Genomic DNA, 16,275 nt, shown 5'->3' with positions numbered 1-16,275 from the left:
AGAGGCAATTCTCGCTGGGCCATTGAGCGTCGAGCCGGCGCATGAGGTCCTTGAACCGCGCGATATGGCAGAGGGAAAAGTTGACATGCAGCATGATACCTATGAACCGGATTACCTCAGAAAAATTCTGACGGATGTCAGGACCATCGCCCTGCTTGGCGCCTCTCCCAATCCGGATCGGCCGAGCCACGGCGTCATGCGCTTTCTGCTGTCCAAGGGTTACCGCGTGTTTCCGGTCAATCCCGGTCAGGCGGGCAAGGAGATATTGGGGCAGAAGGTGTATGCGCGGCTTGCCGACATTCCCGAACCCGTTGATATGGTCGATGTGTTCCGGGCGCCGGAATATTTGTCGGCAATTGTCGAAGAGGCGATATTGCTGCCGCAGCGGCCATCGGTGATCTGGGGCCAGCTTTCGGTCAGAGACGACAATGCGGCGGCCAAGGCCGAGGCCTACGGCATGAACGTGGTGATGGACCGTTGCCCCGCAATTGAGTATCCGCGTCTCAATATTGTGCGATAGTTGGTACGGATTGGACTTATCATTTGGCGGCAAGGCATTATGATCCCTCCAAAATATCATTGGAGGAAACATCATGCCGAGCAGCAATCCCGGGTTCTCAACGTTGGCCGTGCACGCGGGCGCACAGCCCGATCCGACCACCGGTGCGCGCGCGACGCCGATCTACCAGACAACGGCCTATGCCTTCCGTGACGCCGATCACGCAGCCGCGCTGTTCGGATTAAAAGAGTTCGGCAATATCTACACGCGCATCATGAACCCAACCCAGGCGGTTCTGGAGGAGCGTGTCGCAGCGCTTGAAGGCGGCACGGCGGCACTTGCCGTTGCATCCGGTCACGCCGCGCAATTGCTGGTCTTCCACACATTGCTGCAACACGGCGACAATTTCGTCGCGGCACGCCAGCTTTATGGCGGCTCCATCAATCAGTTCGGCCACGCCTTCAAGGGTTTCGACTGGCAGGTGCGCTGGGCCGATGCGGCTGATCCGGCCAGTTTCGAACGGCAGATCGACGACCGCACACGCGCGATCTTCATCGAAAGCCTCGCCAACCCGGGCGGCACATTCGTGGATATCGCCGCGATTGCAGATGTCGCCCATCGTCACGGCCTGCCGCTCATCGTCGACAACACCATGGCAAGCCCCTATCTGTTGCGGCCGCTGGAGCATGGCGCGGATATCGTATTGCATTCGTTGACGAAATTCCTCGGCGGCCATGGCAATTCCATGGGTGGCATCATCGTCGATGGCGGCACTTTCGACTGGTCGGCCACGGATAAATATCCGTCGCTGTCGCAGCCCCGCCCAGAATATTCCGGCGTCGTGCTGCACCAGACCTTCGGCAATTTCGCCTTCGCGATTGCCTGCCGCGTTCTTGGCTTACGCGATCTCGGCCCTGCGATCTCACCCTTCAATGCCTTCCTCATCCTCACGGGCATAGAGACCCTGCCGCTGCGCGTTCAGCGCCACTCCGACAATGCGCTGGCCGTCGCCAAATGGCTGAAAGCGCACCCCAAGGTGGGCTGGGTGCATTATGCCGGGCTGGAGGACAGCGACAACTACGCAATCCAGCAGCATTATTCGCCAAAGGGCGCTGGTTCCGTCTTCACCTTCGGCATCAAGGGCGGTTATGCCGCCGGCAAGGCGCTGGTGGAAGGTCTGCAACTCTTCTCCCATCTCGCCAATATCGGCGATACACGCTCTCTCGTCATCCACCCGGCTTCCACGACACATGCGCAGCTGACACCGGAACAGCAGACGGCGGCGGGTGCCGGACCGGATGTGGTGCGCCTCTCGATCGGCATCGAGGATGTCAAGGACATCATCGCCGATCTCGAACAATCGCTTGCGAAGCTCTGAGAGACCGGGGTCGTCATGACGAATTTTCTCGCATTCGAAGATACACGAACCGCTACGGCCAGTGATGTCGAGGCGGAGGTGGAGCACAGTGCACCCGCACCGGAAAGGCTGATTTCCGGCGACCCCAAATTCACCACGTGGAATCTGGAGGAAGCGCCCGGTGGCATCTATGCCGGCATCTGGCAGTCGACGCCCGGCAAATGGCGGGTGGTCTATGACGAATGGGAATATTTTAACATTCTCGAGGGTCACTCGATCCTGACGGAGGATGGCGGATCCGCGAGAGATCTGAAACCGGGCGACAGGCTGGTCCTGCGGCCGGGCTTCAAGGGAACCTGGGAGGTCATCGAAACGACCCGCAAGGATTATGTCATCCGGTTGTAGGGGCCGGATGATTTCTATTGGTCCATCGCCGGGATAAAGGTTGTTCCCGGCGTGGCTGTCACCAGCTGAGATCGAGCCGTTCCAGACCATGGAAGTGATAGACGTCCTTGACCTTGGGTGGCTCGGCAATCTTCAGGCCCGGCAGTCGCTTGAAAAGCAGAGGCAAGGCTAGGTTCAGCTCCAGTCTTGCCAGCGGCGCGCCAATGCAGAAATGGATGCCGGCGCCGAAGGAGACGTTGGCGCCTTCGTTTCGGTCCGGCCTGAATGCCAGGGGATCGGAAAACTTGGCCGGATCGAGATTGGCGGCCGCCAGAATGAGGCTGACCTTGTCGCCGCGTTTGAATTCCACGCCATCGATCTCGACCGGCTCCAGAACCCAGCGCTGGAAAATATGGACGGGCGCGCAGATACGCAGCGTTTCTTCCACCGTGCGTTCCGTTGCCGTCTCGTCGTGGAAAAGTGTGTCAGGCGCAATGCCGCTTTCCAGAATGATGCGCACGGAATTGCCGATCTGGTGCACCGTCGCCTCGTGCCCGGCGTTCAACAGAACGATGGTGGTCGAGATCAGCTCGTCGTCGGTCAGATACTGGCCCTTGTGCTCCGTATGGATCATGTGGCTCAGCAGATCGTCTTTCGGCTCCGCCCGGCGCTCCGCGATCACACTGCGCACATAGTCTGAAAACTCATGTGCGGCCCTGTCGGCCAGAAGCTCGTCCTCAGGCGTGCGCTTGAACATGTACATGCCGACATAGGCATGTGACCATTTCAGAAGCTGCGGCCCCATTTCCTCGGGAATGCCGATCATGCGCGCGATCATCGTGACCGGGATGATATCGGCATAGGAAGAGAGCAGTTCCGTCTCGCCGTTTCGTTCGAAGGCGTCGATCAGCCGGTTGGCGAGTTCCTCTATTTCCGGCTTCATCTTGTCGACATGCCGCGAAACGAAAGCGCGGTTGATGAGGGTGCGCAGCCGTGTGTGTTCCGGCGGCTCCAGCTCCAGAAGCGAGTGCTGCTCTGCGGCGTCGAAATGCTTCACATGCTCGAGCGGCTCTGCCAGACCGATCTCCTCGCGGCTCGCAACATGCAGGATCTGCCGTCCGAACCGGCGGTCGCGCAATAGGGCGCTGACATGGTCGTATTCGGTGAAAAACCACTGCCGCTGCTCTTCCCAATAGAAAGTGGGACATTGGGCATGCAGGGCAGCATAGACCGGGTTCGGATCGTTGTAGAAAGCCGGATTGCGGGCATCGAGTGAAACACGACGCGTGGCGGGATCGATTTTGAGAAAGGGAAATGTCGCTGTCATGTCCATGGTTTATTCCGCTCGCCGCACTTTGGGAAGGGCGGGAAAGTGCCGTTCCGTGTGTTTATCCGCATGTCACTGTATGGTTACTTTGTCACCGGTTGGCGATGGCCGCTATCCGGTTCAGCGCCGCAACCTGCCGGTTGGCATTGTTGTCCATCGGGTTTTCGTTCCGGTCCGGAGAGGGGACGACAACATTGGCTGAATTGACGTGGATCACAGTGCGGTTGCGGCCGGCCTTCTTGGCCGCGTAAAGCGCGCGGTCGGCCTCCGTCATCATCACGCTCAGGTCCGCATCCTTGATCATGGCTTCGGATATGCCGACGCTGGTCGTGACCTCGATGTTTTCGCCCCGTGCGCTGATCTTCGAAAGGCGCAGGTTGCTGCGGATGGCTTCCGCAAGCGTCACGGTGCTGGAGGGGCTTTCCACTTCGGCGACGAGCGCGAATTCTTCGCCACCCATCCTGACGAACAGGCCGCGCTCACCGATGACCCGCTGCGCCATATTGCAAAAATGCACAAGCACCGCGTCTCCCGACTGATGGCCGTATTTGTCGTTGATCTTCTTGAAATGGTCGATGTCAAACAGCGCCAGCGCCACGTAACGGCTGGAGCCGGGCGACCTTTTTTTGATGTGTTCGAACTCTTCAAGCAGCCCTCGCCGGTTGAGGACGCCGGTCAGGTGGTCGGTCATGGCCAGCCGGTGCAGGCGGGTTTCCGTGTCTTCCATGATGATCTTGGCACTCATCATGACGATGATGGTAAAGCCGAGAATGCCTGAAAAGGCGAGCGCTGCCGTCAGCGGAATGGCGTTGGGGGCGGCGGCGTTGACGGGAATGACGATGGACGCCACGAGCGCCCCGCAAAATGCCTGCACGATGAAGGTGGCCGCCAGCACCTTGCGGCTGAATGACGCGCGTGCCTTGCTGGCCAGAAGAATGCCGGCCAGCATGAAATAACCGGTGGCGGCACAGATGTGATAGAGCAGGATGCGCGGGACCATGTTTTCGCGTACGGGGCCGATCAGCATGCCCGCCACCCATAACAGCGGCGGAATGGCGATCCAGCCGGCGGTCTTGCGCTGTTCGAAGGACAGGAGACCGGCGAGCCAGAAACTGAAGGCCGAAAGGGCAAGCGTATTGCCGACTTCGATCGACAGGAAGTTGGGAATATCGCCGCGCAGCGCCACCATCACCGTGCCGGCGCTCGTGGCGGCGAAACCGGCTGCGAAATAGATATTGTGCCGGCGGGCAGGGCGGTGCAGCCACAGGGTTCCCAGCAGCAGGGCAAGGGTCAGCGTTTCCGACGCCCAAAGCAGCATGCCCGTCTTTGCATCCAGCATTGCAAAATCCTATCTGCGCTATCATGCCGTAAAAGCGGTTCGCGGCACGATGTGCGCAATGCCCGCCGAATTGGTGGAGATGCCATTTCGCCTCAAAAGAGGCTCCCGCCCCCTGACGGGAAACCGGAAATTCGCGGTCGTAGTATCAGCCGCAAATACCTAACGAGTTCTTGCCAGTGAGAAGTTATATCTGGGCAACACACCGGTTTTTGCGTTTGCGGTTTGCTCCTGTTAAAAAATAATGCGGGCGACAGAGAATGGTTCGGCTGGCATCGGCTTCTCCATAGCCGTTACCCCGCGGGTGGAAAACGCCCGTAAACGCTGTTGAGCCGTTAAGGATATGCGGCTTCGTGTCTTGAAGTACCGGGCAGGGACACTCTATGTAGGGAGAACGAAGGTTAGAAGTGATTCCGGAGCGGTTTTCCGCGAAGGGCAGAGTTTGACAAAGGACGGACATGAAAAATCCAGTTGATACCGCCATGGCTCTGGTGCCGATGGTCGTAGAGCAGACCAATCGCGGCGAACGCTCCTATGACATATTTTCCCGTCTTCTCAAGGAACGCATCATTTTCCTCACCGGACCGGTGGAAGACCAGATGGCCTCGCTCGTCTGCGCGCAGCTGCTTTTCCTCGAGGCTGAAAACCCGAAGAAGGAAATCGCGCTCTACATCAATTCGCCGGGTGGCGTCGTGACCGCCGGCATGGCGATCTACGATACGATGCAGTTCATCCGCCCTGCCGTTTCGACGCTTTGCGTCGGCCAGGCCGCATCCATGGGCTCGCTGCTTCTGGCTGCTGGCGAAAAGGGAATGCGTTTCGCAACTCCGAACGCCCGCATCATGGTGCATCAGCCCTCCGGCGGCTTCCAGGGGCAGGCTTCGGATATTGAGCGTCACGCTCGCGACATCATCAAAATGAAGCGTCGCCTTAATGAAGTCTACGTGAAGCACACCGGCCGTACGCTGGAAGAGGTTGAAAAAACCCTTGATCGCGACCACTTCATGGATGCCGACGAGGCCAAGGACTGGGGTGTGATCGACAAGATCCTCACCTCGCGCCAGGAAATGGAAGGCGCCGCCGCGAATTAAGGCGCGACGCTTTTTGACGGTTGTTTAACCCCGCAAAGTAATTTCGGGGCTTTCAACCGCAACAGAAAGCGATATTAGTATATATAAAGGCTGTGTTGAATTTTTATGACGTGGCCTTTGGTTTGATGGGGAATTCGTTGCAGCCGGTTGTCAGCTCATGTATCTGATACCGGTTAGTACCCCGGGAAACGAGGCGGATACGGCGATGCACCCAAGGGCGGCCGTATCGGCGGGCGGTAAGTTGACCGCGATCCGTTTGGCGGACCTGCGGCGTGCTGGAAGGAAAGTGATATGAGCAAAGTCAGCGGCAGCAACGGCGGCGACTCTAAGAATACACTCTATTGTTCATTCTGCGGCAAGAGCCAGCACGAAGTCCGGAAACTCATTGCCGGACCGACGGTATTCATCTGCGATGAATGCGTCGAATTGTGCATGGACATCATCCGCGAGGAGAACAAGACGTCGATGGTGAAGTCGCGCGAGGGTGTTCCCACCCCGCAGGACATCATCAAGATCCTCGACGAATACGTCATCGGCCAGAAGCAGGCGAAAAAGATCCTGTCGGTGGCCGTTCACAACCATTACAAGCGCCTCGCGCACGCCTCCAAGAATGGCGATGTCGAGCTTGCGAAGTCGAACATCATGCTCGTCGGTCCGACGGGTTGCGGCAAGACCTATCTTGCCCAGACGCTCGCCCGCATCATCGACGTTCCCTTCACGATGGCAGACGCAACGACGCTGACCGAAGCCGGTTATGTCGGCGAGGACGTGGAAAACATCATCCTGAAGCTGTTGCAGGCTGCGGATTACAATGTCGAGCGCGCCCAGCGCGGCATCGTCTATATCGACGAAGTCGACAAGATCTCCCGCAAGTCGGATAACCCGTCCATCACGCGTGACGTGTCGGGCGAGGGCGTTCAGCAGGCGCTTCTGAAGATCATGGAAGGCACGGTCGCTTCCGTTCCGCCGCAGGGCGGCCGCAAGCATCCGCAGCAGGAATTCCTGCAGGTGGATACGACCAACATCCTGTTCATCTGCGGCGGCGCGTTTGCCGGCCTGGACAAGATCATCTCGGCCAGGGGCGAAAAGACCTCGATTGGCTTCGGTGCGACCGTCAAGGCGGAAGACGATCGCCGCGTTGGCGAGGTGTTGCGCGAACTGGAGCCGGAAGATCTGGTGAAATTCGGTCTTATTCCGGAATTCATCGGCCGTCTGCCGGTTCTGGCTACGCTGGAGGACCTTGACGAGGATGCGCTGATCCAGATCCTGTCCGAGCCGAAGAACGCGCTGGTCAAGCAGTATCAGCGTCTGTTCGAGATGGAAGATGTGGAACTGACCTTCCACGAGGACGCGTTGCGCGAGATTGCCCGCCGGGCGATTACCCGCAAGACGGGTGCCCGCGGTCTGCGCTCGATCATGGAAAAGATCCTTCTGGATACCATGTTCGAACTGCCGACGCTGGAAGGCGTGCGCGAAGTGGTGATCTCCAACGATGTCGTCAGCGGCATCGCTCGCCCGCTCTACATCTATGCGGATCGTCAGGAAGAAAAGGCCAATGTTTCGGCTTGATTGACCGATCCGACGCTTTGATGAATTCAAAAGGCCCGCACTCGTGTGGGCCTTTTCTGTTGTGGCAGGTGCGAAACTTGCCGCTAACTTGGAGTAACCCGATTTTGCGTTTGGAGCGGATTGCGCTTTGCTGATAAAGTCTTAAAACTGATTTGCAGCGCGATATGACGGAAATGTGAATTACCGTCGGCGACCCGGTTCCTGATCCTGTGGGATAACCGGAAATGTCGGGAGTAATAGCCGGCGCTGTATTTGTTTGAATTTTACGGCCGTGCCGTTGCGCGGGGTCGTCTCTTCCGGTGACTTGAAATCGGCGTTCCGAAACTCCACTTTCAGTCTCGAGAAATGAATATGCCGGACGCCCCAAGACGTCAGGCAAAGTGTCCTGAAAGGGACCATGAAAGGAAATGATATGACGAACATCACGTCTGCGGCATCCGGCGGTATCTATCCGGTACTTCCCCTGCGCGACATTGTCGTTTTCCCGCATATGATCGTTCCCCTGTTCGTCGGGCGGGAAAAATCCATTCGCGCTCTCGAAGAGGTCATGGGCTCGGACAAGCAGATCATGCTTGTTACCCAGATCAACGCCAGCGATGACGATCCGTCCCCGGAAGCCATCCACAAGGTCGGCACGGTCGCTAACGTTCTCCAGCTGCTGAAGCTGCCTGACGGCACCGTTAAGGTGCTTGTGGAAGGCAAGGGTCGCGCCCAGATCGAGGCCTATACCGACCGCGAGGATTTCTACGAAGCGTCTGCGACGCCGCTGCAGGAGCCTGCGGAAGACCCGGTTGAGATCGAGGCGCTGTCGCGTTCCGTCGTTTCGGAGTTCGAGAGCTATGTGAAGCTCAACAAGAAAATTTCGCCCGAGGTTGTCGGCGCTGCCGGCCAGATCGACGATTATTCGAAGCTGGCCGACACTGTTGCTTCGCACCTGTCGATCAAGATCACCGAAAAGCAGGAAATGCTGGAAACCGTCAGCGTGAAGCAGCGGCTTGAAAAAGCGCTCGGCTTCATGGAAGGCGAAATTTCCGTGCTTCAGGTCGAGAAGCGTATCCGCTCGCGCGTCAAGCGCCAGATGGAGAAGACTCAGCGCGAATATTATCTGAACGAACAGATGAAGGCGATCCAGAAGGAGCTCGGCGACGGCGAGGATGGCCGTGACGAGATGGCCGAACTGGAAGAGCGCATTGCCAAGACCAAGCTTTCCAAGGAGGCCAAGGATAAGGCCGAGGCGGAAATGAAGAAGCTTCGCCAGATGAGCCCGATGTCTGCGGAAGCGACTGTCGTGCGCAACTATCTGGACTGGCTGCTCAGCCTGCCCTGGGGCAAGAAGTCGAAGGTCAAGGTTGATCTCAACAGCGCCGAGGCGGTCCTCGATCAGGATCATTTCGGTCTGGACAAGGTCAAGGAACGCATCGTTGAATATCTGGCCGTGCAGGCTCGCGCTTCGAAGATCCGTGGCCCGATCCTGTGCCTCGTCGGTCCTCCCGGCGTCGGCAAGACTTCGCTCGCCAAGTCGATCGCCAAGGCGACCGGCCGCGAATATGTGCGTATGGCGCTGGGTGGTGTGCGTGACGAGGCGGAAATCCGCGGTCACCGCCGTACCTATATCGGCTCCATGCCGGGCAAGATCGTTCAGTCGATGAAGAAGGCCAAGAAGTCCAATCCGCTCTTCCTGCTCGACGAGATCGACAAGATGGGCATGGATTTCCGTGGCGATCCGTCTTCCGCACTGCTGGAGGTGCTCGATCCGGAACAGAACTCCACCTTCATGGATCACTATCTTGAGGTGGAATACGACCTGTCCGACGTGATGTTCGTGACCACGGCCAACACGCTGAACATTCCAGGTCCCCTGATGGACCGTATGGAAGTGATCCGCATCGCCGGTTATACGGAGGACGAAAAGCGCGAAATCGCCAAGCGTCACCTGCTGCCGAAGGCGATCAAGGAACATGCCCTGCGTCCGGAAGAGTTCTCGGTCAGCGATGACGCTCTGATGATCGTGATCCAGCAGTACACCCGCGAGGCGGGCGTGCGCAGCTTCGAGCGCGAGTTGATGAAGCTTGCGCGAAAGGCCGTGACCGAGATCATCAAGGGCAAGGTCAAGTCCGTGGAAGTCACCGCAGCCAATGTCCCGGATTATCTGGGCGTTCCGCGGTTCCGCCACGGCGAGGCCGAGCGTGAGGATCAGGTTGGTGTCGTCACCGGTCTGGCATGGACGGAAGTCGGCGGTGAGTTGCTCACCATCGAAGGCGTGATGATGCCCGGCAAGGGCCGCATGACGGTCACCGGCAACCTCAAGGAAGTGATGAAGGAATCCATTTCGGCAGCGGCATCTTATGTCCGCTCGCGCGCCGTGGACTTCGGCATCGAACCGCCGCGTTTCGACAAGAGCGACATCCACGTTCACGTTCCGGAAGGGGCTACCCCGAAGGACGGACCGTCTGCCGGTGTTGCCATGGCAACCGCCATCGTCTCCATCATGACCGGTATCCCGGTCTCCAAGGATGTGGCGATGACGGGTGAGATCACGCTTCGTGGTCGCGTGCTGCCGATCGGCGGCCTGAAGGAAAAGCTGCTTGCGGCGCTTCGCGGTGGCATCAAGAAGGTGCTCATCCCGGAAGAAAACGCCAAGGACCTGGCGGATATTCCTGATAATGTGAAGAACGAGATGGAGATCATCCCGGTGTCTCGCATGGGTGAGGTCATCAAGCACGCGCTGCTTCGCATGCCCGAGCCAATCGAGTGGGACGGCAGCATCGAAACGCCTGTTATCGCAACTGTCGACGGTGTCGACGAGGGCGGACAGACGATCGCACATTGATTGCCACGTCGTTGTGAAAGCCAGAATCGGTTTTCGCGACACCTGTGCATAGATTCAATGTGTTAGATGCCGAAAGGCGCGATGCTTCTTTGATGCTCGCAGAACTGGTGCGAAATTGGCACGTTTAAGGGAAAGGCCGGCAGAAATGTCGGCCTTTTTTGTGAAAAACCCCGCAGACCCCTTGTTTTTCAGGCGATTCCAGCGCTTTTGAGTTGCTGCGCGCGGATACAGACGTATTCTGCGCCGGCTTAATTTGAGTCGTTTCAAACCATTGAAAGGGGTGGAAACATGAACAAGAACGAGCTCGTCTCTGCTGTTGCCGAAAAGGCTGGTCTCACGAAGGCAGATGCTGCTTCCGCTGTTGATGCCGTATTCGAAACCGTACAGAACGAACTGAAGAGCGGTGGCGACATCCGTCTCGCTGGCTTCGGCAGCTTCTCCGTAAGCCGTCGTGAAGCCTCCAAGGGTCGTAACCCTTCCACGGGTGCTGAAGTCGATATCCCGGCTCGCAACGTACCGAAGTTTTCCGCAGGCAAGGGCCTGAAGGACGCCGTCAACTCGTAAGGTTTCCGAAAGGCCGCGACGTCCGGCGGCGGGCGGGCGGCTTTTCAGGTTCACGAGGACACATGTTTTGACGCCCTGACGCCATCATGCCGGCACGTAAACCGGGCGGCTTTTCGAAATGATTTTTCGGATAGCCCTTTTTTCGAACCGGCAAGATGTACTTGAAAGTAGGAGAGCGCGCCTGTGTAGCCTCCATCCGGTCACACGGCGCTCTGATACGCGGAATGTGCGCACGAACAGGAAAGCCCGGCCTTCATGGTCGGGCTTTTTGATTCCTCCGGCAGGAAATGTCATGCCGCTGTCATGTCTCTGACGCAGAAGCCATAGGGTGTTTTTTTGGATCCAAGGGGGATTTATAATGGCGTTCCGACTTTCTCAGATGGCTTTGACTGCTGCTCTGCTCACGTCCGCGGCCTTTCCGGCTGCTGCCGAGCCGGTTTTCAACCGCATCGCATCTTTCCCGGTCGTAAAGAACCTGCCAGCGGACAAGGACGCGAAGGCCGTCACTTCAGCTGAAATCGTAACCGCCAGCGAAGACGGCAAGACGCTGATCTATTCGGACAGCCCGCTTGGCGGCATTGGATTCGTTGACATCACCGACGCGAAGGCACCCAAGGCTGGCGGCGCGTTGCTGCTGGAAGGCGAACCGACCTCGGTTGCCGTTGCTGGCGCCAAGGTTCTGGCCGGTGTCAACACGTCCGAAAACCGCGCCAAGCCGTCCGGCAAGCTGGTGACGGTCGATATCGCCACCAAGAAGATTGAAGCGAGCTGCGACCTCGGCGGCCAGCCAGATTCTGTCGCAATTTCCCCGGACAAGACCTTCGCCGCTATCGCGATCGAAAACGAACGCGATGAAGAGGTGAACGAAGGCGCCCTGCCACAGATGCCGGCCGGTTATCTGGTGACGGTCGGTCTGAAGAACGGTGTTGCTGACTGCGCGACGCTGAAGAAAATCGACGTGACCGGCCTTGCCGAAATCTCCCCGGAAGATCCGGAGCCGGAATTCGTCTCGATCAATGCCAATGGCGAGATCGCGCTCACGCTGCAGGAAAACAACCACATCGTCATCATCGACGGCAAGACCGGTACGGTAAAGACGCATTTCTCCGCCGGCACGGTTGATCTGGAAGGCGTCGACACGAAGACGGACGGCCAGATCAAATTCACCGACAAGCAGGAAGGCCGCAAGCGTGAGCCAGATGCCGTGAAGTGGCTGGACAATGACCGAATCGTCATCGCCAATGAGGGCGACTGGCAGGGCGGCGCGCGCGGCTTCACCATTTTCGACAAGACCGGCAAGCTTCTTTATGAAGCCGGTGCCACCCTTGAGCACGCTGCCGCCAGCATCGGCCACTATCCGGAAAAGCGCTCCAAGGCCAAGGGCATCGAGCCGGAAGGTCTGGAGACGGCAACCTTCGATGGTCAGAAGTACTTCTTCGTTCTTGCCGAGCGCGCGTCTCTCGCTGCGGTCTACAAGGATACGGGCGGCACACCGGAACTGGTCCAGCTTCTGCCCTCGGGCATTTCGCCTGAAGGTGCCGTCGCCATTCCGTCGCGCAATCTTCTCGTCACTGCCAACGAAGCCGATCTCGTCGAAGATGGCGGCGCTCGCTCGCATGTCATGATCTATGAACGCGCAGAAGGCCAGATTGCCTACCCGCAGCTCGCTTCCGCCACCGTTGACGGCGCACCGATCGGCTGGGGCGCTCTCTCCGGTTTGGTGGGCGATGCTGAAAAGCCTGGCATCCTCTATGCCGTGTCCGACTCGGTCTATGGCAACCAGCCGTCGATCTACACCATCGACGCAACGAAGAAGCCCGCCACCATCACCAGCGCCCTGCGCATCAAGCGCGACGGTATCGCAGCCCAGAAACTCGACATCGAAGGCATTACGCTTGACGGTAAGGGCGGCTTCTGGCTGGCCTCGGAAGGTGACAGTGCCAAGCTCGTGCCCCACGCACTCTACAATGTCAGCGCCAAGGGCGAGATCAAGGCTGAGATCGCTCTGCCGAAGGAACTGCTGGCTGGCGAAACCCGCTTCGGTTTCGAAGGCGTGACCATGATCGGCAAGGGCGACGACGCGACGCTGTGGATGGCCGTACAGCGCGAATGGGGCACGGACGAGAAGGGTTTCGTCAAGCTCGTCTCCTACAATCCGAAGTCCAAGGAATGGGGCGCCGTGCGTTACCCGCTCGACAAGACCGAGGCAGGCTGGGTCGGCCTTTCTGAAATCACCGCACAGGGCGACTATGTCTATATCGTCGAGCGCGACAATCAGGTCGGTGACAAGGCAAAGATAAAGAAGCTTTACCGCGTCGCGATCGCTGACCTTAAGCCGGGCAAGATCGGTGGCGAACTGCCGCTGGTGGCCAAGCAGGAAGCACATGATTTCCTGCCGGACCTCAAGTCCCAGACGAATGGCTATACCGTTGACAAGCTGGAAGGCTTCACCTTCGACAAGGCAGGAACGGCCTATGTCGTCACTGACAATGACGGCGTCGACGGATCTTCCGGCGAAACGCTGTTCTTTACCGTCGATCTGAAGGCGATCAACTGATCGGTCCGAATAGAATCGCAAATGAGAAAAGCCGGGCATAGCCCGGCTTTTTTGTGCGGCGGAAGAAACCCCGATCTGGGGAATGCCGATTACCCACGATGAGTCGCATACCAGCCGTTAAAACCGGCATGATCGCGTCGCTATCGCATAATCGAGGGTGTTATCCGGAGGACTTCCATGAATGTGCAGTGGACCAGATCGCTAGAGATCACCGCCCCATGGAATTCTTGCTTTTGGGAGTGCTGTCTTTTTCCGAGTCCTGCTGGACCCAGCGGAAAAAAATATAAACAGGCAGCGCAATAAGCGCGAGTGTTACAAACGCGTCGACCGACATGGTTTCATCCATCATTTATACCGTTCATCATGAAACGGCTCGAAAACAATGCATGAAATCTCTTTAAAAAGTCTGAATCTGCTTATTTTTCGGTATGTTGCGGGGTGGCACACCTATTGGAGCCGGCCTGTATGAATGTGGAACAGAAGTGCCGATCTGGCATAGACTCACGCCGGAAAAGCCGCTCCACCAGCCCAAGGCCGCGGCCGTCTACAGAATCGGGAGCAGGGGCCGTGATTCCCGATGCAGGAAGTTGACGGTAAAACGCACCGACATCCGAAAGAGCTTCGGCTTGGTAATGCGCACAATTTGAAGAAGCTGGAAAATGGTGGGCGATGAGAGACTCGAACTCCCGACATCCTCGGTGTAAACGAGGCGCTCTACCAACTGAGCTAATCGCCCTTCGCGTCTTGCAGATCGTGTCTGCCGCGTCGGTGGCCGTGATGTATTCGGATCGGAAAAAAACCGCAAGGGCTTTTGTGAAGTTTTTTTGTTTTTTTTCCGGACAGCTCTGCCCACTGGCAGAGGTGATCGGCAAAAAGCCGGGAACTGCGGGCTTTTCGATAAAAACAAAGCCCGGCCGTTACCTTTGGCGGTATGCTGGAATCGCGTTACGGACGCCCCGGCTGTGGACAAGTTTTTTGTTTTTGTTGGGAAAAGCCCGGAAAACAAGGCATTCGCTGCAATGCCGGTCAAAGGCCTTTCAGTTTTTTCCGATCAAAATGAAGAAGCTTATTCTTTTGTCGTGAAACCTGCTTGACACCCCCGCACGAACGCCGTAGTTAGCCGCTCAACGAACAGCCGAGGCTGGTTCGTACGGCGAGACTAAGGTCTTGTCGGTCAGGATAAGCGGGTGTAGCTCAGTTGGTTAGAGTGCCGGCCTGTCACGCCGGAGGTCGCGGGTTCGAGCCCCGTCACTCGCGCCATCCTGTTCCTCGGAAAAAACGCAGACGAATGTCTGTGGAGCGCGGGTGTAGCTCAGTCGGTTAGAGTGCCGGCCTGTCACGCCGGAGGTCGCGGGTTCGAGCCCCGTCACTCGCGCCATTTCTTTCACCGAAATGACACTCCCAAACGAAGCAAGCAGGCATCGTCCTGCCATATCGGCAATGGCGATTTCAGCGCCTGTTTCCGGCATTTGCGAGCGCGGTTTTTCCTGCTGTTTTTAGTCAAGTTTCGATATCGAGAGATCGTCACTTCGCTGCCATTTTGACGTAAAATTCGTGTGACTTTTTTGCGGTTGCGTCGTTCAATCGATTATTATTGTATTTGAGGGGCTTAGCCCGGAATTGTGGCCCAAATTTGCGTCAATTCCGGCAATATTGTTGCCAATCAATGCGGCAGGTGTCTTGAAATGGTGCCTAAACTCTTGCAGAGAGAGCGCGGCTGCGCTAACCACTTTGGCGTTGCAACATATTTGTGCGCCTTTAGACTTTCAGTCGCAAAGGCAGGTCCGGCACCCGGCCGGACAGGGAAGAGACCATGACTGAACTCCTCAGTTCCTATATTCCGATCGCAATCTTTATCGGTATCGCTCTTGTCATTGGCCTGGCGCTTCTCATCGCGCCTTTCGCTGTCGCTTATAAGGCGCCGGACCCGGAAAAGCTCTCCGCTTTCGAGTGCGGTTTCAATGCCTTCGACGACGCCCGCATGAAGTTCGATATCCGGTTTTATCTGGTGTCCATTCTCTTCATCATCTTCGACTTGGAAGTCGCCTTCCTGTTCCCCTGGGCTGTGTCCTTCGGTGATATGGGCTGGTTCGGTTTCTGGTCTATGATGGTGTTCCTCGCCGTTCTCACCATCGGCTTTATCTATGAGTGGAAGAAGGGAGCGCTGGAATGGGCATGAGCCAGAACAACAGCACGCTCGTTGCACCGCAGCCGAAGGGGATCATCGATCCCGCGACCGGCAAGCCTGTCGGCAGCAACGATGCCTACTTCACGGAAATCAACGACGAGCTGGCCGACAAGGGCTTTCTCGTCACCTCGACCGACGAGCTGATCACCTGGGCGCGTACCGGCTCCCTGATGTGGATGCAGTTCGGTCTTGCCTGCTGCGCCGTCGAGGGTCTGATGCAGGCTTCCGGCCCGCGTTACGACATGGAGCGCTTCGGTGTCGCCCCGCGCGCCTCGCCGCGCCAGTCGGACGTGATGATCGTCGCGGGAACGCTGACCAACAAGATGGCGCCGGCACTGCGCAAGGTCTATGACCAGATGCCTGAGCCGCGTTACGTCATCTCCATGGGCTCCTGCGCCAATGGCGGCGGATATTACCATTATTCCTACGCCGTCGTGCGCGGCTGCGACCGAGTCGTGCCGGTGGATATCTACGTTCCGGGCTGTCCCCCCACGGCGGAGGCGCTGCTTTACGGCGTGCTTCTGCTGCAGAAGAAGATCCGGCGTACCGGTACCATCGAGCGCTAAGGGCAAA

Annotated in this window: 14 protein-coding genes and 3 tRNA genes; 13 read left to right on the top strand and 4 right to left on the bottom strand. The window is 57.9% G+C overall.

Features of this window, described 5'->3' with window-relative positions:
* Window positions 1-85: 85 nt before the first annotated feature.
* From FB593_RS03345 to FB593_RS03335, 3 genes are all read left to right on the top strand, one after another.
* Entirely contained in the window at window positions 86-520 is a 435-nt protein-coding gene (locus FB593_RS03345; RefSeq protein ID WP_025593243.1) for a CoA-binding protein, read from the top strand.
* Between the two features lie 73 nt (window positions 521-593).
* Window positions 594-1,877: an O-acetylhomoserine aminocarboxypropyltransferase gene (locus FB593_RS03340; RefSeq protein ID WP_035198148.1), complete on the top strand. Its 1,284-nt coding sequence runs from the start codon at window positions 594-596 to the stop codon at window positions 1,875-1,877.
* A gap of 15 nt (window positions 1,878-1,892) precedes the next feature.
* Window positions 1,893-2,261: a cupin domain-containing protein gene (locus FB593_RS03335; RefSeq protein ID WP_113473845.1), complete on the top strand. Its 369-nt coding sequence runs from the start codon at window positions 1,893-1,895 to the stop codon at window positions 2,259-2,261.
* A gap of 58 nt (window positions 2,262-2,319) precedes the next feature.
* Here the strand turns inward: FB593_RS03335 and FB593_RS03330 are convergent, their stop codons facing one another.
* On the bottom strand, window positions 2,320-3,573 hold the full coding sequence (locus FB593_RS03330; RefSeq protein WP_025593249.1) for a cytochrome P450: 1,254 nt from the start codon (window positions 3,571-3,573) through the stop codon (window positions 2,320-2,322).
* An 85-nt stretch (window positions 3,574-3,658) separates the two neighbouring features.
* Window positions 3,659-4,906, bottom strand: coding sequence for a sensor domain-containing diguanylate cyclase (locus tag FB593_RS03325; RefSeq protein ID WP_065688229.1), 1,248 nt, complete (start codon window positions 4,904-4,906; stop codon window positions 3,659-3,661).
* Window positions 4,907-5,361: 455 nt separating this feature from the next.
* Between FB593_RS03325 and clpP the strand changes: the two genes are divergently transcribed.
* From clpP to FB593_RS03295, 5 genes are all read left to right on the top strand, one after another.
* Window positions 5,362-5,994, top strand: a complete 633-nt coding sequence (gene clpP, locus FB593_RS03320) for an ATP-dependent Clp endopeptidase proteolytic subunit ClpP (protein WP_003496491.1) — start codon at window positions 5,362-5,364, stop codon at window positions 5,992-5,994.
* 291 nt (window positions 5,995-6,285) lie between these two features.
* On the top strand, window positions 6,286-7,563 hold the full coding sequence (gene clpX, locus FB593_RS03315; protein WP_003512644.1) for an ATP-dependent Clp protease ATP-binding subunit ClpX: 1,278 nt from the start codon (window positions 6,286-6,288) through the stop codon (window positions 7,561-7,563).
* A gap of 412 nt (window positions 7,564-7,975) precedes the next feature.
* Window positions 7,976-10,393: an endopeptidase La gene (gene lon / locus FB593_RS03305; protein ID WP_003512645.1), complete on the top strand. Its 2,418-nt coding sequence runs from the start codon at window positions 7,976-7,978 to the stop codon at window positions 10,391-10,393.
* Window positions 10,394-10,681: 288 nt separating this feature from the next.
* A complete protein-coding gene (gene hupB / locus FB593_RS03300) occupies window positions 10,682-10,957 on the top strand; it encodes a DNA-binding protein HupB (RefSeq protein ID WP_003496481.1) in 276 nt (91 codons plus the stop codon).
* 358 nt (window positions 10,958-11,315) lie between these two features.
* Window positions 11,316-13,514, top strand: coding sequence for an esterase-like activity of phytase family protein (locus FB593_RS03295; protein ID WP_112289856.1), 2,199 nt, complete (start codon window positions 11,316-11,318; stop codon window positions 13,512-13,514).
* Between the two features lie 208 nt (window positions 13,515-13,722).
* Here the strand turns inward: FB593_RS03295 and FB593_RS27445 are convergent, their stop codons facing one another.
* Both FB593_RS27445 and FB593_RS03290 read right to left on the bottom strand, forming a co-directional pair.
* A complete protein-coding gene (locus tag FB593_RS27445; RefSeq protein ID WP_003512649.1) occupies window positions 13,723-13,863 on the bottom strand; it encodes a hypothetical protein in 141 nt (46 codons plus the stop codon).
* 311 nt (window positions 13,864-14,174) lie between these two features.
* Window positions 14,175-14,250: transfer RNA gene (locus FB593_RS03290), tRNA-Val, on the bottom strand.
* Window positions 14,251-14,476: 226 nt separating this feature from the next.
* Between FB593_RS03290 and FB593_RS27790 the strand changes: the two genes are divergently transcribed.
* From FB593_RS27790 to FB593_RS03270, 5 genes are all read left to right on the top strand, one after another.
* Entirely contained in the window at window positions 14,477-14,608 is a 132-nt protein-coding gene (locus tag FB593_RS27790; protein ID WP_003512651.1) for a hypothetical protein, read from the top strand.
* Window positions 14,609-14,697: 89 nt separating this feature from the next.
* Window positions 14,698-14,774: transfer RNA gene (locus FB593_RS03285), tRNA-Asp, on the top strand.
* Between the two features lie 41 nt (window positions 14,775-14,815).
* A tRNA-Asp gene (locus FB593_RS03280) sits at window positions 14,816-14,892 on the top strand.
* Window positions 14,893-15,327: 435 nt separating this feature from the next.
* Window positions 15,328-15,693, top strand: coding sequence for an NADH-quinone oxidoreductase subunit A (locus FB593_RS03275; protein ID WP_003512653.1), 366 nt, complete (start codon window positions 15,328-15,330; stop codon window positions 15,691-15,693).
* Entirely contained in the window at window positions 15,684-16,268 is a 585-nt protein-coding gene (locus FB593_RS03270; protein WP_003512655.1) for a NuoB/complex I 20 kDa subunit family protein, read from the top strand. Before FB593_RS03275 ends, FB593_RS03270 begins: the two co-directional genes overlap by 10 nt.
* Window positions 16,269-16,275: the final 7 nt, after the last annotated feature.

This window comes from Rhizobium sp. SJZ105 (genome assembly GCF_007828365.1).
GTDB lineage: Bacteria > Pseudomonadota > Alphaproteobacteria > Rhizobiales > Rhizobiaceae > Agrobacterium > Agrobacterium tumefaciens.
This window is presented reverse-complemented; position numbering and strand designations above follow the sequence as displayed.